Source organism: Paenibacillus sp. S29 (assembly GCF_049319765.1).
GTDB classification, from domain to species: Bacteria; Bacillota; Bacilli; order Paenibacillales; family Paenibacillaceae; genus Paenibacillus; species Paenibacillus polymyxa_B.
In genome coordinates this window covers 150,772-172,661 of sequence record NZ_JBMOUI010000004.1, presented here as the reverse complement: position 1 = coordinate 172,661, position 21,890 = coordinate 150,772, and the positions used below count along the sequence as shown (strand labels likewise).

General features: G+C 47.9%; 17 protein-coding genes. 4 read left to right on the top strand and 13 right to left on the bottom strand.

The genetic code is table 11. From position 1 onward, the window contains the following. Positions 1 to 11 precede the first annotated feature (11 nt). Positions 12 to 3,137 (bottom strand): DEAD/DEAH box helicase, encoded by a 3,126-nt coding sequence (locus tag ACL9RM_RS08550; protein WP_414126287.1) that lies wholly within the window; start codon positions 3,135 to 3,137, stop codon positions 12 to 14. Positions 3,138 to 3,319: 182 nt separating this feature from the next. Beyond that, a complete protein-coding gene (locus ACL9RM_RS08545; protein WP_069290980.1) occupies positions 3,320 to 4,252 on the bottom strand; it encodes a helix-turn-helix transcriptional regulator in 933 nt (310 codons plus the stop codon). Positions 4,253 to 4,359: 107 nt separating this feature from the next. On the opposite strand from ACL9RM_RS08545, the gene ACL9RM_RS08540 reads away from it, so the two are divergent. Continuing rightward, positions 4,360 to 4,899, top strand: a complete 540-nt coding sequence (locus tag ACL9RM_RS08540; protein WP_134904854.1) for a dihydrofolate reductase family protein — start codon at positions 4,360 to 4,362, stop codon at positions 4,897 to 4,899. 82 nt (positions 4,900 to 4,981) lie between these two features. Here ACL9RM_RS08540 and ACL9RM_RS08535 read toward each other — a convergent pair whose 3' ends face one another. The 3 genes from ACL9RM_RS08535 to ACL9RM_RS08525 form a co-directional block, all read right to left on the bottom strand. Further along, the gene (locus ACL9RM_RS08535) at positions 4,982 to 6,277 is read right to left on the bottom strand and encodes an ABC transporter substrate-binding protein (protein ID WP_250259542.1); all 1,296 of its coding nucleotides are present in this window, start codon (positions 6,275 to 6,277) and stop codon (positions 4,982 to 4,984) included. An 86-nt stretch (positions 6,278 to 6,363) separates the two neighbouring features. Further along, on the bottom strand, positions 6,364 to 7,200 hold the full coding sequence (locus tag ACL9RM_RS08530) for a carbohydrate ABC transporter permease (protein ID WP_061829999.1): 837 nt from the start codon (positions 7,198 to 7,200) through the stop codon (positions 6,364 to 6,366). Beyond that, on the bottom strand, positions 7,201 to 8,082 hold the full coding sequence (locus tag ACL9RM_RS08525) for a carbohydrate ABC transporter permease (protein WP_025721893.1): 882 nt from the start codon (positions 8,080 to 8,082) through the stop codon (positions 7,201 to 7,203). It abuts the gene before it with no gap. A 208-nt stretch (positions 8,083 to 8,290) separates the two neighbouring features. Between ACL9RM_RS08525 and ACL9RM_RS08520 the strand changes: the two genes are divergently transcribed. Continuing rightward, positions 8,291 to 10,105 (top strand): sensor histidine kinase, encoded by a 1,815-nt coding sequence (locus tag ACL9RM_RS08520; RefSeq protein ID WP_250267328.1) that lies wholly within the window; start codon positions 8,291 to 8,293, stop codon positions 10,103 to 10,105. Between the two features lie 7 nt (positions 10,106 to 10,112). After that, positions 10,113 to 11,747: a response regulator transcription factor gene (locus ACL9RM_RS08515; protein WP_250267327.1), complete on the top strand. Its 1,635-nt coding sequence runs from the start codon at positions 10,113 to 10,115 to the stop codon at positions 11,745 to 11,747. Here the strand turns inward: ACL9RM_RS08515 and ACL9RM_RS08510 are convergent. The 3 genes from ACL9RM_RS08510 to ACL9RM_RS08500 form a co-directional block, all read right to left on the bottom strand. Continuing rightward, entirely contained in the window at positions 11,713 to 12,300 is a 588-nt protein-coding gene (locus tag ACL9RM_RS08510; RefSeq protein WP_250267326.1) for a GNAT family N-acetyltransferase, read from the bottom strand. The two genes, ACL9RM_RS08515 and ACL9RM_RS08510, sit on opposite strands and share 35 nt — an antisense overlap. A gap of 126 nt (positions 12,301 to 12,426) precedes the next feature. After that, entirely contained in the window at positions 12,427 to 13,551 is a 1,125-nt protein-coding gene (locus ACL9RM_RS08505; RefSeq protein WP_235307101.1) for an NADH-dependent flavin oxidoreductase, read from the bottom strand. 250 nt (positions 13,552 to 13,801) lie between these two features. After that, positions 13,802 to 14,752, bottom strand: a complete 951-nt coding sequence (locus ACL9RM_RS08500; RefSeq protein WP_061830004.1) for a bile acid:sodium symporter family protein — start codon at positions 14,750 to 14,752, stop codon at positions 13,802 to 13,804. Positions 14,753 to 14,994: 242 nt separating this feature from the next. Between ACL9RM_RS08500 and ACL9RM_RS08495 the strand changes: the two genes are divergently transcribed. Further along, positions 14,995 to 15,750 carry a tryptophan-rich sensory protein gene (locus ACL9RM_RS08495; protein ID WP_069290973.1) on the top strand — a complete coding sequence of 252 codons (756 nt, stop codon included), beginning with the start codon at positions 14,995 to 14,997 and terminating at the stop codon, positions 15,748 to 15,750. 97 nt (positions 15,751 to 15,847) lie between these two features. Here the strand turns inward: ACL9RM_RS08495 and ACL9RM_RS08490 are convergent, their stop codons facing one another. The 5 genes from ACL9RM_RS08490 to ACL9RM_RS08470 form a co-directional block, all read right to left on the bottom strand. Next, complete coding sequence (locus ACL9RM_RS08490) at positions 15,848 to 16,912, bottom strand: undecaprenyldiphospho-muramoylpentapeptide beta-N-acetylglucosaminyltransferase (protein ID WP_414126306.1); 1,065 nt, start codon at positions 16,910 to 16,912, stop codon at positions 15,848 to 15,850. A gap of 127 nt (positions 16,913 to 17,039) precedes the next feature. After that, positions 17,040 to 17,420 carry a RidA family protein gene (locus ACL9RM_RS08485; RefSeq protein WP_069290971.1) on the bottom strand — a complete coding sequence of 127 codons (381 nt, stop codon included), beginning with the start codon at positions 17,418 to 17,420 and terminating at the stop codon, positions 17,040 to 17,042. Between the two features lie 219 nt (positions 17,421 to 17,639). Continuing rightward, on the bottom strand, positions 17,640 to 18,359 hold the full coding sequence (locus ACL9RM_RS08480) for an NAD(P)H-binding protein (RefSeq protein WP_414126288.1): 720 nt from the start codon (positions 18,357 to 18,359) through the stop codon (positions 17,640 to 17,642). A 46-nt stretch (positions 18,360 to 18,405) separates the two neighbouring features. Continuing rightward, positions 18,406 to 19,851: a sensor histidine kinase gene (locus ACL9RM_RS08475; RefSeq protein ID WP_414126289.1), complete on the bottom strand. Its 1,446-nt coding sequence runs from the start codon at positions 19,849 to 19,851 to the stop codon at positions 18,406 to 18,408. A 173-nt stretch (positions 19,852 to 20,024) separates the two neighbouring features. After that, entirely contained in the window at positions 20,025 to 21,527 is a 1,503-nt protein-coding gene (locus tag ACL9RM_RS08470; protein ID WP_250268991.1) for an HD-GYP domain-containing protein, read from the bottom strand. Between the last annotated feature and the right edge of the window lie 363 nt (positions 21,528 to 21,890).

Genomic DNA, 21,890 nt, shown 5'->3' with positions numbered 1-21,890 from the left:
CCTTTCTCTGCTCACTCAATCCATACATCATTTTGCAACGCAATCAGACCGCGCAATTCATCATCAGACATTTCGGTGAGCCAATGTTCACCAGAGCCGACAACCTGCTCGGAAAGTGCCTTTTTGCTCTCGATCAGCTCGTCGATCCGCTCCTCCAGTGTACCTTGGCAAATCAGCTTGTGCACTTGTACATTGCGGCTTTGACCAATACGGAATACACGGTCCGTCGCCTGATTTTCCACTGCTGGATTCCACCAGCGGTCATAGTGAATAACATGGCTGGCACGTGTCAGGTTCAGACCCACGCCGCCTGCACGCAGGGAAAGTACGAATATATTCGGGCCTTCTCCCTGCTGGAAGTTGTGAACAATTTCATCTCGTCTGGTTTTCGCCAGTCCTCCATGCAGAAAATACGGCTCTTCCCCGAAGATTTTGGCCAAACGAGAGACCAGTAATTCTCCCATCGACACATATTGGGTGAATATCAGCGCCGATTCGCCGTTCTCGCGAATCGTCTCTACCAATTCCAGCAGTCGCTCCATCTTGCCCGAGTTTTCCGTTTTACCACTTTCAGCCCGACCCGGAATGATCAGACCTGGATGGTCACAAATCTGCTTCAACTTGGTCAGTGAAGACAGAACAAGCCCTTTGCGAGCCATACCGATCTGCCCATCCAGTGTTCCCAATAATTGATCCACCACGCCCCGATACAATCCGGCCTGCTCTGGTGTCAGTACACAGTAGGATTTCAACTCCAGCTTCTCTGGCAAATCCTTGCGTATATCTGGGTCGCTTTTGAGTCGACGCAGCATGAACGGGGAGACGAGCCGATGAAGCTCGCGCAACGCGGACCCCCGCTCTTCTCCCGCCAGACTGTAACGCTGGCGGAACGAAGACGCCGTACCGAGGTAACCTGGATTCAGAAATTGAAAAATAGACCACAGCTCGCTCAGCCGATTTTCTACCGGAGTACCTGTCATGGCAATCCGGTGTGGAGCAGACAGCTTCATGACGCTTTGTGCTTGCTTTGTTCGTGCATTTTTTATATATTGCGCCTCATCCAACACGATAGAGGACCAGTATACCGCAGATAAATCGCTGCCGTCCCGGCCCGCCAAATGATAGGTAGTGAGGACGATATCATACTCACGTACACTTTCCTGAAACAGCTCGCCATGGAGTCGCTGGTTGCCATGGTGAATATACAATGACAAATCCGGTGAAAAACGCTTCAACTCGCGCTGCCAGTTGCCGAGCAAGGACGTCGGACAGATGATCAACGCCGGACGTTGATCATCTGCACCAATGCCACCATCGAGCAGGCAGGTGATGACCTGAATCGTTTTACCAAGCCCCATGTCGTCCGCAAGGCAGACGCCAAAGCCCAATCCACGCATCGCAGCCAGCCATTGAAAGCCGCGCTCTTGATAGGGCCGTAATGCGCCGTGCAGTGTCTCCGGCACAGGCCGCAGCTCTACCGAACGGAGTACGCCACCCTCAGCCAAAGACGCAAGCAATCCGGCGGATTCCGCGCCAAAGATGGACAAGCCTTTCCATGAGGCCTCGCCTGCACTTTCATTTTCTGCAGCCAGATGCATCCATTCGGACAAGCTCATCTCACCGTTTTCCCCGCGCTTGATAAAGCGCAGCACCTGACGGATTTCCTTGGGATCGACCTCGATCCATTCCCCTCCGAGACGTACATACGGCAAATTGGCCGCGACGATGCTTTCCAGTTCCTCCATCGTCAAAGTCGTATCACCCAGCACAGCCTCGGCATCAAACGAAATCATGCGGTTAATGCCGACAGACGATGTATCGGCAATCACACCATCTGGCTTGGCACCCTGCTCTGTCGAACGCATTTTGAGCCGCAAGCCTGCACGTCTTCGGCCCTCCCGGCTCCAGCGTGAAGGCATTTGCACGGTGATACCGTTCTTTTGTAATGCAGGAACGGCTTCCGTCAGGAAGCGGAAGAACAACTCTGGCTCCAGTGTCAGCCCCTCGGGATAAGGACGATTCAACGCTTCTTGCAATATAGGTGCTGCTTCAGCCGCCTGTCCGAGCCTCATTAGCAGTTGCGTCTGCACTTGACGATATACAATTCCGCCTCGAACCAGATCACGTTCAGGATGCGCCCACAGTGCCAGAGCAGGCAGTCGCAACCCCGGCTCAGCATCGCTTTCTGCCCAAAAGGTAATGCGCCAATCCTTGACACTCTCTTCCAGGGAAGGCTCCAAACGAAGGCACAACCGCAGTTGCCCTTCTATCGGCTCCTTGTCTTCCCGTTCCGTGACAGGCATTGCGCTTCCCTCAACAGAGGACGCTTGAAGCACCAGCTCCTCCATCTCCGCGGGCGTTCCCTGAATCGCCACCGGGCGGGAACCTGTCAGCAGACTGTTCCACCACAGCTCCGCCAGCGGTGATCCTCCGCGCCGATACTCTGCGCGATATCGACCCAGCTCACGGTCTGATGCTGCCAGCACCGCGGTCGTTTCCGCATGGATGACCGCACACAAGAAGGAGTACAGCACGATTCCGGCTGCATCCTCGCGTGTTTCAGGCTCCTTACCCGCAAAAACGGCCGGAGCCGCCATACAAACAGCTGGCATCGCAGCAGCCAGCTCATGAAAGCGGCGTATGTCCTCCTCTTGACACAGTCGAGGAATCCACACCCCGACAGCCGCTTCCGGACCACGACGACGCGGTCCCGATGGACGCGCCTCTGTAAGCGATGGCGCAATTTCGCCCCGTTGCATCAGCTCTAGCGCAAAATAAGCGGCTTTTTGCCAATATTGCATTTCCTCGCCCAGCGTAATGCCCGATGCCGCACAGCCCTTCTCGTCCATGCGGGTCAGCAGTGCCATCGTCTCGCGCGGTTCCAGCGCCAAACCCTCCAATGTACGCCCCAACATGGAACGTCTTTTGCCACCTCTGCCCGCGGTTTCCACACGAGCAGTGTTTGGTATCCGTACCTCAGCAAGACGCAACGCAGCCTGCCGAAACGGCCGAAGGTCTCCCTTTAGCGTCAGCCTGCGGATTACACTGCTCCACGCATCGATACGTGGTTCCGACGTCTCACCAGAAAAGCAAAAAAACACATCTCCGAGCCATATTCCATAAAGCGGTTGATTCATATCTGTCTCCCGTCCAGCCTTTTGAATTATTACTCTTCATCATATACGAAAACGGGCTCTTTTCAAAACTTTATCACAAAAATAAATGGAAAGTCATAAGTTAATAACCTTAAATATTCATGTGATTAACTATAAAAAAGGGGAGTCCGAAAAGCCATGGAAATGGCTATGGATACTCTCTCCTATTCGTCATCCTCCTTCAGATAAGGATGCAGGCTGTCTTGCAGCAATTCCTTGACCCTCATCCGCAGCTCTTTCGGATATATGACCTCGGCCTCTGGCCCGTATTTTAGCAAAAGTCGGGACACATATCTAAACTCTTCGACCGGAATATATCCCTGCCATTCCTGATCCTGCCCTTCTTGATGGGAAACATTTTGGAAGAGGGCATCTGATCCAGCCAGCCTGGCACCCAATGCGGTAAATTTTATTTTGGACGGAATTCCTATACGGGAATCCTCCGAAGCCAACCATTCCTGAAGTGTGGGAAGGCTGTCCAAGGTTTCGTCCAGCATCGTTATTGTAATCACCCGATCTGAACGGTACAGAATGATGCGGTCTCTGCTATGCGCTGGCATGTACCAATATCCGTGATCAAAATACAGTCCAATCGGATATACTTCAGTCCACTTTTCACCGGAAGCGGAGCGGTAAAACATGTTCACCCGGCGCTTATTCAACGCAGCCTCCAAAATGATTGAGGTGTAGGGTGACTCTGCGTGAGTGGGTAGCATACGAAAAGAAATGTACTCCTTTAATTGATCAATACTGTCCTGCACATCCTGTGGAAGCTCGGCATAATAGTGCTCGGATAAATGTCCACGAACCGAGCCAAAAGGGATATCTGGAATGTTCTCCAACAGTTGCAGCATGAGGAAAAGACCCAGAGCCTCGTCGCGAGCAAGATGAAGGGGAGGAAGAAGCCGATTGGGGAGTGCCCGATACCCGCCATGAGGACCCATTTCGGTATAAAGGGGTAACCCGGTCTGCTGCAAATAGTCGAGATCTCTTTGTATCGTCCTGACGGAGACACCAAAACGTTCAGCCAGCTCACGCGCCGTATATTTTTTTCGGGAATCCAGTATCCTCATAAGAGCAATTCTGCGTTCGTTCATAAGGTACCCCTCGAATCCAAAATTAATTTTAAATGACCGTTTTAACTACGACATACTATGTCATAAATACATTGTAACATTAGGAAATAGAAAGGAGTGAATGAACTATGGAAGATTTGAAATCAAACGCAGTTGTGCTGTATATTGCCATGAGTCTCGACGGGTATATAGCTTTGCCGGACGGTTCGGTGGACTGGCTGTATGATGTTAAAGGGGATGGCGGGGACAATGGATATGCCGACTTTTACGACACCGTAGGTACAGTGCTGATGGGCAGGCTGACGTATGAGGAAGTGTTGAAGCTCTCAGATGATTTCCCTTATGCTGGCAAGCCATGCTATGTGCTCACACGAGCATTAACGGAACAACAGCAAGCGCCACATGTTACATTTACGGACGAAGCTCTGACTGAACTGGTTCCACGTCTACAAGAACAATCGGAAGGTGCGGTATGGCTAGTCGGTGGAGGCCAGTTAGTTCAGGCCTTCTTACAAGCTGGACTGCTGGAGAAGGCTATCATTGCGATCATTCCCAAGGTGCTTGGACAAGGAATACCGTTATTTCCAGAAGGAACGCTACCAAGTACATTTAAGCTCAAAGAAATAGAACGCCGCGGGGATATCGCTCTGCTCCATTACCATTTATAATTTTGTTTACAGAAAAGCCTTCATATTTCAGGATCATGCAATCTTCCTGAAATATGAAGGCTTTATCGCGTGCTTTTGTTCATTATTTGGTCTTCAAATTATCCCATGTTCTCTGGAAATCCTCGAATAGCTTCCCGGCATCCGATTTACCTGCCACATAAGCTTGCATCTGACTTCCGAATTCTTGCTGTGCTCCTTCAGGATAGCGGCTAAAGAACCAGCCCAACAGTTTGTTTTCCTTACTGTATTTCACCACTTCCGCACCCAGTTGGCCCATATCAGCCTCTGCCCCTTCGATGCTCTTGAATGCTGGAATAAACTTGAATTCCTTGGTGATATACTTTTTACCCTGCTCGGATGTCACCATCCAGTTTAAGAACTCCTTCGCCTCGGGTTTGACAGTCGAATTTTTATTAACCACCCAGTTGTTGGCGACACCTACAAACAGCTTATCTCCGGCTGTTGCGTCTTCACCAATCGGCATAGGTAAAATACCCAAATTCAGCTTCGGATTAATACCGTCAATTTGGACCTGAGTCCAGTTCCCTTGCTGCATCATGGCAGCCTTTCCAGTGGCGAAGTTCGTTACCTGCGTGTTGTAATCGGTCGTGAGCGGCTTCGAATTGCCATACTTCATTGTCAGATCGAACAGCTTAATCCACTCGGCGAATACAGCGTTGCCCGGAATCTTTGCTGTTCCATCATTTAGTCCTTTGACGAAGGCCGAAGGGTCCGGCTGATTGGCAAATGCCACGTTCAGCAAATGATTGCCCAGCACCCAAAACTCCTGATATCCATTAGAAAATGGAGTAATCCCAGCGGCTTGGAGCTTTTGCGCAGCTCCCTCCAGTTCGGACAATGTTTTAGGGGTCTCCGTAATCCCCGCCTTCTTGAACAAATCCTTGTTATAAATAAAGCCGTACCCCTCCAGATTCATCGGCTGGCCATACAGCTTGCCGTCTTTGGTCATCGGTTCTTTGGCGACTTCGACCACATCGCCAACCCAAGGCTGGTCAGACAGGTCCTCCAAATATTCCAGCCACGTATCCAGCTCGCGGTAACCTCCTACGTTAAAAATATCCGGCTGCTCCCCGGAGGCGAACTTCGCCTTTAGCGCCGCACCATAGTCACTGCCCCCGCCCACGGTCTGAATATCGAGCTTGATCCCTGGATGAGACGCTTCGTATTCCGCTTTCATGCGATTTAGTGCTTCTGCAATCTCTACCTTAAACTGAAAAATGTGAATTGTTTTTTCCTTCACTTCCTCTTTGCCTGCGTTTTGTCCGCCACTGCTGTTACAACCTGCCAAAACCAGGGCAAAGGCCGCGAGAAGCAAGATCAGTGCTTGAGCTTTCTTTTTAAAAGTATGCGTTTTCATTTTTATGTTCCTTTCTATTCTAAATTTCAAAGTGTCCTCCGTTTGCGGAGTGGCACACCGTGTACATTTTCAGCTCATCGCCACACTCAACCTTTGACCGAACCAGCCATAATACCTTGTATAATATATTTTTGCATGGCCAGAAAGAATACAATGACTGGCAGGATGCCCAGCACCAGAGCAGGCAAAGCCAAATCCCACTGCTTCGTGTATTGTCCAAAAAAGGCATAGGTCGCAATCGGAATCGTGCGCAGTTCAGCCTTTTGCAGTACCAGAGAAGGCAGGAGATAATCATTCCAAATCCAGAGCGTATTTAAAATAATAACAGTTACCATCATCGGTAGCATCAACGGATACACAATTCGGAAAAATACTCCGTAAGGCGTACAGCCGTCCACCGTAGCTGCTTCTTCCACCTCGACTGGCACACCTTTGACGAATCCATGAAAGAGAAAGATCGACATAGGGGCTCCGAATCCCAGATAACAGATTACCAGACCACTTATACTGTTCATTAAATCCAGTGTACTTACAACCTTGACCAAAGGAATCATCACCGATTGAAAGGGAATAACCATGGCAGCTACGAACAGGCTGAACAACACTCGATTATAACGCGTCGGACGCCGGACCATTCGGTAAGCAGCCATTGAGCTGATCAGTACGAGCAGTAGATTACTAACTACCGTAACTATAAGTGAATTCCATAAAGCTTCGGGAAAACGCGTGATGCTCCACGCTCTAGCGTAGTTGCTCCATACAAAGGTTTGTGGCCAGGCCGCAGAATCGGTGAGCAGGTCACCAAAGCTTTTGACCGAATTCACGAATAAAAAGTAAAACGGGACGAGGAATAACAATGCGACGAGGATCATCACCATCTCGGTCGCCCATGTTCCAAAGCGGTAGCGCTTGCTTGTTTCCATTTACGCTTCCACCTCCCGACTTTTCGTCAGTCGTACCTGAAGGCTCGTAACCAGAGCAACAATGATAAAGAAAATGAGTGCTTTAGCTGTTCCCAGCCCATAACGATTATTCACAAACGCTTCATTGTAAATATTGAGTGCAACCGACTCTGTGGACCCGAAGGGACCGCCTTTGGTCAGTGACAAATTGAGATCGAACATTTTGAATGACCATGATATCGCCAGGAAAAGACATACCGTAACGGCAGGCATGATCAAAGGAAGTATAATCGACCGCAAAATTTGCATCCGGCTTGCTCCGTCAATTTCGGCTGCTTCCAGCATATCGCGGGGCACATTGGTCAGGGAAGAGATATAAATAACCATCAAATACCCGGCAGTTTGCCAGATAAACACGATTACAATACCCCAGAAGGCCGTGATCTCATCTCCCAACCAGGACAGGTTGAAGAAGGACAAGTTCGTGCTCTCTCCGATTGCTGCAAATCCCTTGACGAAAATAAACTGCCAGATAAAGCCCAGCAACAGACCTCCAATCACATTAGGCATAAAAAAGATGGTCCTGAGTACATTTTTTGTTTTCAGCGGTTTGGTTAAAAAATACGCCAGCAGAAAGCCAAAAATATTCGCAGCCACTACTCCTACCACCGTAAAACGGACCGTAAACCAGAACGCTGTCCCAAATTTGTCATCATTCCATAAAATGTGACTGAAATTATCCAGCCCGACCCACTTTGCCTCATTGGCTACCCCATTCCACTCTGTAAAAGAATAGTACATTCCGAGCATAAAAGGGATTACAATAATGATAACGAAAAATAACGTCGACGGCCCTACAAAAATGCATTGCTGGAGCCATTGCGACGACTTGGCGCGATTCAATCCGATCCCCCCTTTTTGTTGTCTGTTGGTGTCTGGAACGCTCCCTTACGGCTTTCTTTCAGCAGCATGATGCTTGGGCCGTACGGATATGCGATTCACATGTTCATTATGTCGAATAAGCGCTCTGGAGAACACGTAGGATCGTGAACCATTAGGGGGGAAAATATTGACCTCTGGCTCGCCTTGAATTGTGAAAGGAGCTCACTGCATGAAATTTCACAGTATTCGTTCCCGCCTGATCTGGTTTTTGCTCATTGCGGTCACTCTGCCGCTGCTGCTGTCGATGACTATGACCTTCGTTCTCACCAAGCAATCCTTGCGGGAGCAGGCCACACAAGAAAATGAACGGCTTATTTTTCAGGGAATTACGAATCTGGATAACTATTTACAGGGACTGAATCGGGCGTCCATCGGAGTCTATAATGACCCCCATTTTCTGCGTAATCTGGCCAAAATTCCGGATGATTACCGGGCCGTCGCTGAAATTTACACCACACTGCAAACGATGATGAATGCTTCGTCAGGCATTGACCAAGTGTATTTGCATTCTTTTGAGGCTGGGCAATCCACGTTGATTACCAGTACAGTCCCGCTACGGGAATTCCGGCTGGAGCCCTTTACTGGTTCTATTCATTACGGCCCTTCCGGACTATTCATACAGCCTTCGCACATGAAGCATTTGTACGGCTTTTCGGCGGTTTCCTATGCGGAGCACAGCACAAAGCGGCAGGTATTTACACTTCATCGGGCGATTCGGAACATTCCTGCCTCAGAGACGCTTGGGGTACTGGCTATAGATGTTGATCTGGAGCCGCTGCGCAGTATTTGCCGTCAATTGTATGATGCGGATACAGAGGAGCTGTTTTTGATCGATCGGAACGGAACAATCATATATAGCGGAAAAGAAGCAGCGATTGGAACACACTGGAAGGAATCTGACCTGCTCAATCGAATTTCTAAAGAAGGCGAGCACGGAGTGATTGAGGATGATACGGCACTGCACGTGTACGGCAAGCTGGATGCCAACCTGTCAGGCTGGACGCTCGTCAAGAAAATTCCACATCGTACGCTGTATTTACGGGCTACCCGCCTGACTCAGATTAATGCGGTCATTACAGGCGCAGCATTGCTACTTGTCATTGTGGCCACGTTATGGATTTCGATAAAAATCACGGAACCTATTAAGCGACTGACTCGCTACATAAACCAGATTCAGTCCGGTCAACTGGATGTAGACATTCGGGCCATGAGTAACGATGAGATCGGAGTACTGTCGCGCCGTTTCAGACAGATGATGGATACCATCAATAACCTCATTTTGCGGGAATACAAGCTGGAGCTGGCTAATAAGACACATCAGTTGAAAGCGCTTCAAGCACAGATTAATCCTCATTTTTTATATAATACGCTACAATCGATTGGAACCCTGGCTCTACAGCATGAGGTACCGCGGATTTATTCTCTGCTCTCTTCCCTTGCCAAAATGCTGCGCTATAACATCCGGGACCATACGGTCGTTACACTCAAGGAAGAAGCCGAACATGTAAAACAATATCTTGATTTACAAAAGGAACGCTTCGGTGAGCAATTAGAGGTCACTTACCAGTGGGAAGATGAGGTCCTGAATGATCGGGTGCCTAAAATGATTCTCCAACCGTTGGTAGAAAACTACTTTAAACACGGTGCCGATCCCCGGCTGGGGCCCGGTGAAGTTCGCATTACAGGCAGCCGAATCCGGGAAGGCATTGTGAAAATAACCGTGGAAAACAACGGAACTTCCATTCCACAGGCCGAATTGGAGCAGCTCCAGCATATGTTAAAACGTCCGCTGAAAGCCTACGAAGAGCCGGACACTAGCGAGCAGGATTCCATTGGCCTTCGTAATGTTCTATTGCGTATTCAGCTTCACTCGGAGGATGGTTCCAACACCCTGTGCGTAGACAACATCCTGCCTCATGGTGTCCGTTATACACTCGAAATTCGCACTGAAGCCCCTGCAGAAATTCATATTAAGGGAGAGTGATCTGTCAATGAAAGTCCTGATTGTGGATGATGAGAAGCATGTACGCCATGCCATTCGGATGCTCGTACATTGGGAAGCGTGCGGTGTGAGCGAGGTACTTGAAGCTGAGTCGGGCGATCAGGCGATTGAGATCATTACCGCCCTTTCCCCACCCGTTGTACTTACGGATATGCGGATGCCCGGCAAGGATGGAGTAGCACTGATGGAGTGGATTCAAGTGAATTCCCCAGCAACCCGAGTTGTGGTGGTCAGTGGTTATGATGATTTTGACTTGGTTCGACAGGTCATCCGCCGGGGAGGCATGGACTATATTCTTAAGCCCGTAGATCCAGTGGAGATTAACGAGGCTCTAAATAAAGCCACTCAAGCCTGGCGGACAGCGGAGCAAGACCGGAACAGGCAGACGATGCAGGCCATGGAGGTCAACCGGATGAGGCCGCACTATGCCGATAAGCTCCTGACTGAGATCGTTTCCGGTATAGCAAGTACCCCTCTTTCCATTACGCCCTTACGTGAGGAGTTACGTCTTCCTGCAGCTATTCAGATATGTAATGCAGCTGTGATGAGTACCACGCAGCTGGAAGCCGATATACTGGACAAATATAAAACGCGTCGTGCGCTTTTGAGCTTTTCCCTGATTAACATCTGCAACGAATTTCTTGGAACTTCTCAAACCGGAATTGCATTCCGTCATCTGGAGCGTATGGACGAAATTATTCTGCTATTTTGGGGCGAGCCATCTCGTTGGCCGCTGCTCTTGCAGGATATTCACACAGGGATCAAAACGGCTTTACGGTGTTACATGCACATCGGGGTTGGCTCTTTTGGCTCTTTTGGCGCCTTTCCCATAGCGGCAGCCACTGCCTACCAAGAGGCACGGCAAGCGTTGTGGAAACGGGATGTGTTGCAAACCGTCGACTGGATGCACCAGAGTTCCCAGACACGGCAAAGCATTCGTCTTCCCCAGTTGCCTGAGATGGAAGAGGAACTGCGGCTTAGTGCACTCAGCTGTAATGCCAATCGTGTGTCGATAGCGGTAGGCCACTGGATAGCAGCCGTAGCCGAGCTGCCTTCGGTGACAGCAGAGCAGCTAGCCAGTTGGAATCAGGAGTTGGACTGGATGCTGGCCCGCTGGCTGAATGACAGACCCGGAGATACCGATGGCGAGGAACTGGCAGATGAGTCCGGCTCCATTCATGCACTGCCGGTCGACAACCGTGGTATGCTTTCCCTGCCCTTATGGCAAAGACAGGTTGAAAACCGACTGCTGGCAGCCGGTCAGGCACTTACACCAAGCCATAGCCCAAACAACCCGACCATCCGTGATATTGCCCGCTATCTGGATGCACACTATGACGAGGACATTTCTCTACAGGATATGGCGAGTCGCTTTTATCTCAGTCGCGAATATATTTCTCGTAAATTCAAGCAGGAGTACGGGGTTAATCTGTCAGACTATTTGTGTCAGATCAGGATGAGCAAGGCAAAGCTATTGCTGCTGAATGACAAGCTGCGCCTTCATCATATTGCCGGTATGGTCGGGTATCAGGATGAAAAATATTTTGGCAAGGTGTTCAAAAAACTGGAGGGGGTCACGCCCGGCGAATTCAGAAAACGCCATTCTGCAAATCCTCAGCCGTGACCGCATACAACACGTGATCTTCCCACACACCATTAATCTTCAAATAGTTGAGAGCCAGCCCTTCGCGGCGAAATCCTGCCTTTTCCATCACTCGATTGGAAGGCGTATTTCTTGGCATCACTCCAGCTTGAATACGGTGTAATTCCAACTCATTTAAGGCGTAGCGTACAATATCCTTCACTGCGGAAGTGGCATAGCCTTGTCCGTGGTATGCAGGATCTACAAAGTAGCCCAGATTGGCGTTTTGAAAGGGGCCTCTAGCGATACCCGACAGCTCTATTCTGCCGATCAGCTTATCATTTTCCGGCAAAAAAAGTCCAAACGTATATCCCTGTCCGGCTTGTGCCGCTTCCAAACCGTTAGAAATCAGACGCACCTGTTCTTCCAGCGTAAAGTAAATTTCAGGTCGTTCTGGCTCGAACGGTTTGAAAAAATCAAAATTTTCACGTCTGATCTCTAATAAACGTTCTGCATCACTTACTTGTAACAATCGAATCTGTAGCCCCGGATGGGTGGACTTTATCAAAATGGCGCCATTAGCTTTATGTAACATTGTCATTTTCCTTCTTTCTCAGTTATTCCTATATTATTGTTCACGGTTATTATTGTTCACGGTCACGAGACAGGAAAATACCCCAGGTGCATGAGAGCAGCCTAGGGTATCTCCATCGTTCAAAATTTAGTCCGTAACAGGCATCCAGCCTGGAAGGGTTGTCAACGCACCCCACAAGTAGTCAGGAATGACTAGCTCCTGCTGGGCTTGCTTGGATAATGTCGTGCGAATGGTATCTTCTGTGCCGTTTTGCACCTTCTGAACCCATTGCGGCTCCATCAAAAGCGGACGTCCCAGCGATACAAGCGGTACACCTGTCTCCAGTGCTGCAAGCGCCTCGTCCGGTGTATTCAGCGATCCGACTCCCATAATCGGCACACGGTTACCTACCTTCTCATGAATGAGAACGGTACGTGACCGTTCGTCACTACGGTCGCGGAACGAACCACCAAAGAAATGATTTACGGAAATGTGCAGGTAATCCAGCCCTTGATCCGCGAGACGGTCTACAAGCACCATCGTATCCTCCAGCGTAATGCCTGGTGTGTGTCCTTCCTCAGGAGACAAGCGGTATCCAAAGATGAAAGGCCGCTTTGCATGTTCTGCGATCACTTTCTTCACTTCGTGAACAACCGCCAGCGGAAAGGTCAATCGTTTTTCAAGACTTCCTCCCCATTCATCGGTACGAAGATTGGAGTGCGGGGAGAAGAACTGCTGGACCAGGTAACCGTTCGCTCCGTGAAGCTCCACACCATCATAGCCTGCTTCAATCGCTCGGCGAGTTGCTTCGCCATAGGCACGGATGACGCGGTGGATATCATCGGATGTCATTTCACGCGGCACAGGCGCACCTTCTTTTTCCTCGGCTACTGCGCTTGCACTGATCGGCTGTCCATCTGGAATTTGATCTGGTGGACACAGGCGGCCACCATGATAAATTTGCAGGATCGCTTTTGCGCCTTCTTGATGAATCGTATCCGCCAGACGACGCAGGCTCGGAATCATTTCATCCTTGTCCGCACCGAACTCATTGACAAAGCCTTTGCCATCTGGAGTTACATACACACAAGCGGTAATAACCGCGCCTACACCACCGGAACGTTCACGGTAGTATGCCAGCTCCTCATCACTGACTTCACCATTTTCGTGGGAAGCAAAGTTAGTCATAGGTGCCATGGTAATACGGTTCTTCAACGTAACACCGGATGGCAGGGTAAAAGTTTCAAATAGAGACTTATATTTTGGGTTCATTCGTTCTCTCTCCTTCAGTTTAAATCAGATCAGATAATATAAGGCTGTTGAGCATGAAGCCGAATACGAATTCGATGCAGTTTTCCTTCCATAACGAACTTAAACTACTGTTGCTTACTTAAATACAGTGGTTGTAATAACCACAGTATAAAGATCCGCAACTATAAAGTCAAATCTATCCTTTCTGATCTTCTCTAAACTGTTCGAAAAAGCTGAACCGCAGCTACTTATCACAAGCCACTGACAAAGCTTAATGGTTTCCGGCTGTGCTGTTCTTCTCCTCCCGGCGGGAAAACCAAGTCGCGAGCAACGAGCCGGAAATATTATGCCACACGCTAAAAATCGCACTCGGTACAGCAGCAATCGGGTTAAAGTGAGCTGCTGCAAGCGCAGCGCCCAGTCCGGAATTCTGCATTCCCGTTTCCAGCGTAACAGCTTTACGCTTGGAAAGATTCATACCGAATAGCTTGGCAAACCAATATCCAAGCAGGAACCCGATACCATTATGCAAAATAACCACACCAAAAATAATCGGACCTGTCTCCAAAATCTTTCCTTTGCTGCCTGCAACCACAATAGCCACGATGAGTACAATCGCCAGTGTTGATATGAGCGGCAGCGCCTGAACACTGGCTTCTGCCTGTTTGCGAAATAGCGACTTAACGATAACACCCAGCACTATGGGGACAATAACTACGATGAGAATATCCATGATCAGCGACTTCGCATCAATATTCATCCAACGTCCAGCAAGCAGGTTAATCATCGCCGGAGTAGCCAGTGGAGCAATCAGCGTCGACACCGAAGCAATCGACACGCCCAATGCCACGTCGCCTTTGGATAAGAGCGTCATTACGTTGGAGGCAGTTCCACTCGGACAACAGCCTACCAAAATGACACCTACCGCAATATCCGGTGGCAGCTGCAATACTAATGCCAATCCAAAGGCCAGAAACGGCATAATCAGATAATGCCCGACCACACCAATAGCCACATCCACTGGGCGCCGGAATACTTCACGAAAGTCAGCCGCAGATAAAGTTAATCCCATCCCAAACATGACAATGCCCAGAAATAACTGTATGTATCCTTTCAACCCTGTAAACGCCGCAGGAAAGAAAAATCCCAAGCATGCAAATAAAAGTACCCAGATGGAAAAGGTTCCTCCTACAAATTTCCCTACTTTCTCCAAGCCATTCATTCTACTTATCTCCTTACTTCCATATAAGTTGAATCCGAGAAATTTCAGCTTATATAGTGCTTAAAATTTTCACCATTGTACTACATATGACTGCATATACATACATCTTTTTATGATTATACTGGGATCAAGAAACTTTTTCCCGTTAGGACATATTCGAAAGCAAAGTGGGTATATTCATAATAGAAGTTGTGACCAGTCGGTCATTTTGGATCATCATTCGATGAGGAGGAGATATCCCTATGTCACGAAGCCATCCGTATAAATGGTGGAATATTATTGCATTTATCGCTGTCATTCTCGTTAACATTCTGGCGTCTACACTTCCTATCGGCGGCAGAAGCACTGCTGCTGTATCCAACATGTACCCTACCTTGATCACACCAGCGGGTTACGCTTTTTCCATCTGGTCGGTCATCTACGTACTGCTCGCCTGCTTTGCCGTGTACCAAGCTACACCTACAGGGCAATCCAAGACAAGCGTTCAGTCCATCGGTATTTTTTTTATTCTAAGCTGTCTCTTCAATATCATCTGGATTTTCCTCTGGCAGTATGTATACGTAGAGCTGTGTGTCATCGTCATTATTCTATACTTGCTTTCCCTGAGCGTCGTGTATGTACGTACCCGCACGCCGCAACCAACCCTTGGAGAAATGTGGTTCGTCAAGCTACCGTTCAGCCTCAATCTCGGTTGGGTATCCATTGCTACTATTATCAACATTGCAATGGCACTGGAAAAGAATGAATGGAGTGGCTGGGGACTCAGCGATACGACATGGGCGATCATTTTCCTGCTCATCGGCACCGCATTGGCGATCATGGTCAGCTTCCCTTATCGCGACAGCATTTATCCTCTCGTATTTGTATGGGCCTATGTCGCCATCGCCGTCGAGCATCCGAACAATGAAAATGTACGGCTAGCCGCATTGATCTTGGCGGCAATCATTCTGGTGTACGCGCTATGGCTATTCTTTGCCCGTAATCGAGACCGGGATTAAAGAAAACGAATATGATCTCTAGCAAGAACAAGCGAGTTTGGGTCTGAATCATCTAGCCCAAGCTCGCTTGCTTTGTTTATTCATTTTAACCATGTGATTAGGTATGGACTTTAAACAAATCTATAAGCTTGCTTGTCGAGTGATCTGCATTGATTTTCTTCATATTGATAATATAATCCGACCTTTTTTCATACAAACGAAGTATTATGTCGACAAATCGTTCAGATTCCAACTCTTCTTCTTCTAAAAATTCACAAAAGCCTTGCGCTTTAAATGATTTTGCATTTAGAATTTGATCTCCCCGGCTAACCACCTTTGAAAGAGGGATCAATAGCATCGGCTTCCGCAGCGTCAAGAATTCAAAAATGGAATTTGAACCCGCCCTAGAAACAACCATATCTGCCATCGTCATAACATCCGCCAGTTCATCGTTTATGTATTCAAATTGCTTGTAGCCATGCATATGAATGGAATGATTCACTTGATCTTTACCACAAATATGCACGATTTGAAAATGAACGAGCAAAGCCTCTAAATTCATCCAGACCATCTCATTGATCTTCTTGGAGCCTAAACTCCCACCCATGATCAGAATGATCGGCTTATTCCGAGTAAAACCGCAATAGGTCAAACCTTTGGCTGCCTTCCCATTTTTTAGTTCATCTCTCACAATAGCACCTACATACCGAGTATGCTTAGAGCGAAAGTACTGAGTGGTTTCAGGAAAGGTAGTACAAATTTCTGTAGCAAATGTGCTGGAAATCTTATTAGCTAATCTAGGGGTAATATCTGATTCATGAATGATTACAGGGACTTTATTCAACCATCCAGCCAATACCACAGGAACCGAAACAAATCCGCCTTTTGAAAAAATAACATCCGGTTTTTCTTTTCTTATAATCCGGTACGCTTGAGAAATCCCCTTCAGTACTTTAAAAGGGTCCTTAAAATTATCCCAATCAAAATATCTACGCAATTTTCCAGTTGAGATACTGAAATAACACACATCTTCTAGTCCGGAAATCAATTTTCTTTCAATCCCTTGTTCAGAGCCTATGTATTGGACACTCCAATGTTGTTCCAGTAAGTGAGGAATCAAAGCTAGGTTTACTGCTACATGTCCTGAAGAGCCTCCACCAGTCAAAATTATTTTTTTATTAATCATCTCCACCTCCGCTCTGTATTTTAAAAGAACAAAACACATTAAATTTGAGTAAACGGGTGTCTCTATTTAATAGGGACACCCGTTTGCCATGCAAACTTTTTATTTTATGAACGGATCTTTCAGATTATTCGCCCTTCAATGCAATGACTTCAATCTCTACCAGTGCATCCTTAGGCAGACGAGCTACCTCCACCGCACTGCGTGCTGGGTAGGGTTGTTCAAAGAAAGAACTGTACACCTCATTGACGCTGACAAAATCGTTCATGTCCTTCAGGAATACAGTCGCTTTCACAACCTGGTTCATGTTGCTGCCTGCCTCTTCCAGAATGGCTTGTACATTGCTCAAGGACAGGCGTGCCTGCTCCTGTACATCCTTACCAAACTCACCTGTTGTCGGATTCAGTCCAAGCTGTCCCGAAGTGTAAATAAACCCGCCTGCCTCTACCGCTTGGCTATAAGGGCCGATAGCACCGGGTGCTTTTTCAGTAGCAATTGTTTTTTTCATATGGGTTGGATTCTCCTTCCTGATACTGGTTCACCGTATTATAGCATGTGCAGTCCAAAGCCACTATTCCGTGCGACGGATTAACGCACTTGATGAATTAGAGATTACGGTGGATGCGCCGCAACATACAAACCGCCAATAAAACACAAATAACGCCGCTGTTGTCCGAATCATCGGGCAACAGCGGCGTTATTTTCATTTTTAACCCTAGCCGTGGTTTTACACGTTCTCATCAGGAGCCGTTCCTGTACCGGGTTCCTCATCATTGGATGTTAGTTCTGCTCCGATGACTCGAATGATGTCGTTCGGATAAATATGTACGCCGCTCGCCTGCGCGAGAGCGATTCGTACCATGGCTCGTGCGATGACCGAGGCAGGGATGGCGCGGTAGGAAGCGAGCTTGCCCGTCATCAGGCCGTCCAGTGCCTTCATGACAACAGCGGCAGCGGCTTCGCCCAAACGTCGTTCAGGTCTCGCGCCCAAAATCAGCGACGGACGGAACAAATGCAGCGCAGGCAATCCGACAGCAGCAAGCGCCTCTTCAGCCTCACCCTTGGTGCGATTGTAAAACACGCGTGAGTCTGGATCAGCGCCCATTGCAGAGACCGCAAGCATCTGTACCGCTCCAGCTTCTTTGCCCAACTGGGCAGTCAGCACCGGGTAGTCTAGATCCACCTGACGGAACTGCTCCTTGGAGCCCGCCTTTTTCATTGTTGTCCCAAGGCAGCAAAAAACATCATCCACCCCTTCGAAGGCGAACGCCGCTTTCTGCGGCTGTTCCCAATCGATGAGCGCCTGCTCCAGCTTGGGATGCTTGATGTCCAATGGACGTCTGCCCATAACCATGACGCGGTTGTATTCCTTTTGCACCAGCAGCTCTCGTACAACATAACCCCCGACAAGCCCTGTTGCACCCACAACGACCGCTTTGCGTTCCATGATAGACCTCCTTTGTGCCATAGCGCTCCTGCTCCTACAATTGCGATTAGATTAATTTAAAGGGTTGTTCGTCCGCCTCCTTGTTTTCGGACGGACACATCGGTAGGTACAGGGAAAATGTACTTCCCTTGCCCTCCTCACTCTTCAGACGGATAAACCCGCCCAACAAACGGGAAAAATCACGGCTGATGGACAATCCCAACCCAGTTCCTCCATATTTACGATTAATGGAACCGTTCGCCTGCTGGAATGCCTCAAAAATAACATGCTGCTGAAGCTTGGAAATACCGATGCCCGTATCTTTTACAGCAAATACAACCCAATCTCCCTCTTGTCCCTTTCGATCCAGATGTTGTGTGCTGATTTCCAGTAATACACGTCCTTCATGAGTGAACTTAAAGGCATTGGACAACAGATTACGCAAAATTTGCTGTACGCGTTTGGAATCAGACCGGATTTCATTCGGTATAGGCTCATGCTCCTTCAAGCTGAATTCCAGATTTTTATCCTTCGCTGTGACCTCAAAATGCATCATCATCACCTGCGCTATCTCACGTACACTGACTGGCTCACTTACGATTTCCATGTGCCCAGCCTCGACCTTGGATAGGTCTAGAATGTCGTTGATCAATTGGAGCAAATCATGCCCGGAGGCATAAATTAGATCACTGTACTGGTCTAGCTCGTCCTCATCCAGCTCTTTTCCCTGCTCGTTGATAATTTGCGCCAGATTAATGATGCTGTTAAGAGGTGTACGTAACTCATGCGACATCGTTGCCATAAAATCCGATTTATATTGGGAAGCCATCATCAGTTGCTTGGCACGTTCCTCTAGAATGACCTTTGCCTTCTGCAACTCATCTCGCTGCTCTGATAACAACTCATTCGCTTGCTTAATCTGATGATTCCGCTGCTGCTCCATCTGAAAGTCACGTAAAATCAGAGCAAATAAAAAACTGAGAACGATGCCAATAGGCAGTGTAAGAGGAACAACCTCCGCTACATAATAGCGCCAGGGAATGACGCCTAGAAAGGCAATATTTAACGTATTTACGATATTAACCGCTAAAATAGTTACCGATGCCTTGATAATCAAACGCCAGGTGGAACGGCGCATCCAGTAATTCAATCCAGCGCACAGGACGCCCAGAATGCTCATATTCAAAAAGCCAACCCACGCCGCCATATGCAAACCGAAGGTAAATCTCGTAAGTCCGATTGCGACCCCAATAATAATAAGCGTATAAGAGCGGGGATACACCAACGCCGCGATAATCAGCGGTACGAAACGCAGATCAAAAATAACTGTTTCACTAAAGTTAAAACCAAAGCAAGAGCTGACCCATCCGCCAAATATCACTAGCAGCACCGAGCTGACATATTTGAACCGCGAAGAGGTACGACTCAGACCATATTTATAAATCACGTTCGCCACATAGGCAACGGCAATCAGCATCCCTAAATTCATTAAAAACATCATTGAAAATTGCATGGACTCACACTCCCATAGCGCAAAAAATTGGATGCCAGGCCTATGTTAACCGCGTTTGCCTTTCTTGTACATCATAACATGAAGCCCCATCTTTCGACATGTCAAAAGATCTTATATCCGTATATAAAAAAAGCGAACCTCAATGGCTCGCCCTAGTGCTGATACCTATAGAGTCAGCTTGTGATGCCTTTGTTCCGGCGCCACTCTTTGACAAATAATTCGGCAAAATAAGGGTCCCATTGGGTTCCCTTTCCCTCTTCCAATATCATAACCGCCTTCTCTTCCTTCATACCTTGCCGATAGGGACGATCAGACGTCATCGCATCATAAGCATCCGCTACAGCAATGATTCGCCCAAATAAGGGGATATCTTCCCCAGCGAGCTGGTCAGGGTATCCCTTGCCATCATAACGCTCATGGTGCGAGCGCACGCCGGGCAAATAAGGGGCCATAGCATAAGCCGGCTCAACTTGCCGGAGAATGCTTTCTCCCATAACCGGGTGCATTTTAATCTGATCAAACTCCTCGTCCGTCAGCTTGCCGTCCTTGAGCAGCACAGCGTCAGCCACGCCGATTTTACCGATATCATGCAGCAAGGCTGTTTTGCGCAGCAAGTCGAGGTCCGTCTCATTCAAACCTCCCTTGCGCCCAATGAGTACGGAATATTCAGCTACACGCAAAGAATGTCCTGCGGTATAGGCATCTCGCGCATCCAGTGCTGCCGCCAAGGTGGCGAAGTAACTGTCCAATAGCTGACCGTTCTTTTCTTCCCGTTCCTTCAGACCCTCGATCATCATGTTAAATCCTTCGACCAGCTCCGCAAATTCGTCCGAATACAAATCGCTGGCATTACTGTTCAGGCGGCCTTCCTTCACTTCATTCATTTTTTCCAGCAGATGGTGGATCGGCTGTTCGATCTCACGGGTCAGCAACCTGCCGCCCAGATAAGCAAAGGCTACACCAAAAATTAAAATCGTCCCCGCCCAAGCCCAATAGGAGCTAGAATCCGTCGCCTCCAAACGTTCCAGGCGAATCTGTGTAGCTAAACAAAATAAAAATAAAGGAAAAGCACCAATGAGCGTCGCACTTAACTGAAATTTATGCCGAAGCGATAGCAGGACTCGTCCTCGCAGGGACAGGTTTAATCCATATTGCTGGTAGGTTCGATCACGAATTTCCTCCAGAAGCGGTTTGATTGCTCTCATGGTCAGGAAAAATTCAACCAGTGCGTGCATGGAAGCGACCAGACAAGCTCCTATACAGGCGATTCCTACATAATAAAAGGGAAAAGTAAGTTGTCCAGTATGTATCATCCATAGCGCAATAACGGTTGCCGGGATAGAGAAGCCTAACAAATGCGGTCCAACAATACGTAAAACGGACAAATTAGGCAGATGATGAACCCGGATATACACCGCTTCTACATCCTTAAGCGTTTCCTGGTTACCTAGAAAAAAACGATGAACGGGTCTCAAATGCATTCGAAACACTATGGTTTCACAAGCAATCATAATAACGCTGGAAAATGCAATAATTTTAACAAGACCCAGAATTTCATAGTGGGCTACATTTAACGTGGAAAATACAAAAATCATACCTACCAACAATACAGCGATAAACGAACCTATAATATAGTTCAGGATAACATGCTGAATAAAGCGCTTATAGGTCGGCAAATTGCTACCCCTCTTTTCATCCGTACACTCTAAAATATCTTGTGTATTCAATATCGGAGTCCAACCATCAAAAGTTTACCTTCTTGCTCGAGCATTTTACATAAATACGAGGACGGCTTTTAATCTGCAATTTATAGATGGAAAATCATCTTATTCTTAATTAAGAAACTCGCGAGGGAAGGACATTTTAGCCAACATTTTTTCCAGTCTATCATCAAAAAGCAAAAAATGACTTGTGTTTTATAATCATTCTTGCTATACTATTAGAATATGTATTAACCCCATAAGATTCCACGCAACAAGCTATTACTCCTAATCACCGTATGGAGCTTCTCCAAATTTTATGTATAACCCTAATGTAGA

What these genes read in the sequence shown, in the direction of transcription:
- ACL9RM_RS08550 (WP_414126287.1), bottom strand. Translation starts at nt 3,137, where the DNA reads ATGAATCAACCGCTTTATGGAATATGGCTCGGAGATGTGTTTTTTTGC.
- ACL9RM_RS08545 (WP_069290980.1), bottom strand. Translation starts at nt 4,252, where the DNA reads ATGAACGAACGCAGAATTGCTCTTATGAGGATACTGGATTCCCGAAAA.
- ACL9RM_RS08540 (WP_134904854.1), top strand. Translation starts at nt 4,360, where the DNA reads ATGGAAGATTTGAAATCAAACGCAGTTGTGCTGTATATTGCCATGAGT.
- ACL9RM_RS08535 (WP_250259542.1), bottom strand. Translation starts at nt 6,277, where the DNA reads ATGAAAACGCATACTTTTAAAAAGAAAGCTCAAGCACTGATCTTGCTT.
- ACL9RM_RS08530 (WP_061829999.1), bottom strand. Translation starts at nt 7,200, where the DNA reads ATGGAAACAAGCAAGCGCTACCGCTTTGGAACATGGGCGACCGAGATG.
- ACL9RM_RS08520 (WP_250267328.1), top strand. Translation starts at nt 8,291, where the DNA reads ATGAAATTTCACAGTATTCGTTCCCGCCTGATCTGGTTTTTGCTCATT.
- ACL9RM_RS08515 (WP_250267327.1), top strand. Translation starts at nt 10,113, where the DNA reads ATGAAAGTCCTGATTGTGGATGATGAGAAGCATGTACGCCATGCCATT.
- ACL9RM_RS08510 (WP_250267326.1), bottom strand. Translation starts at nt 12,300, where the DNA reads ATGTTACATAAAGCTAATGGCGCCATTTTGATAAAGTCCACCCATCCG.
- ACL9RM_RS08505 (WP_235307101.1), bottom strand. Translation starts at nt 13,551, where the DNA reads ATGAACCCAAAATATAAGTCTCTATTTGAAACTTTTACCCTGCCATCC.
- ACL9RM_RS08500 (WP_061830004.1), bottom strand. Translation starts at nt 14,752, where the DNA reads ATGAATGGCTTGGAGAAAGTAGGGAAATTTGTAGGAGGAACCTTTTCC.
- ACL9RM_RS08495 (WP_069290973.1), top strand. Translation starts at nt 14,995, where the DNA reads ATGTCACGAAGCCATCCGTATAAATGGTGGAATATTATTGCATTTATC.
- ACL9RM_RS08485 (WP_069290971.1), bottom strand. Translation starts at nt 17,420, where the DNA reads ATGAAAAAAACAATTGCTACTGAAAAAGCACCCGGTGCTATCGGCCCT.
- ACL9RM_RS08480 (WP_414126288.1), bottom strand. Translation starts at nt 18,359, where the DNA reads ATGGAACGCAAAGCGGTCGTTGTGGGTGCAACAGGGCTTGTCGGGGGT.
- ACL9RM_RS08475 (WP_414126289.1), bottom strand. Translation starts at nt 19,851, where the DNA reads ATGCAATTTTCAATGATGTTTTTAATGAATTTAGGGATGCTGATTGCC.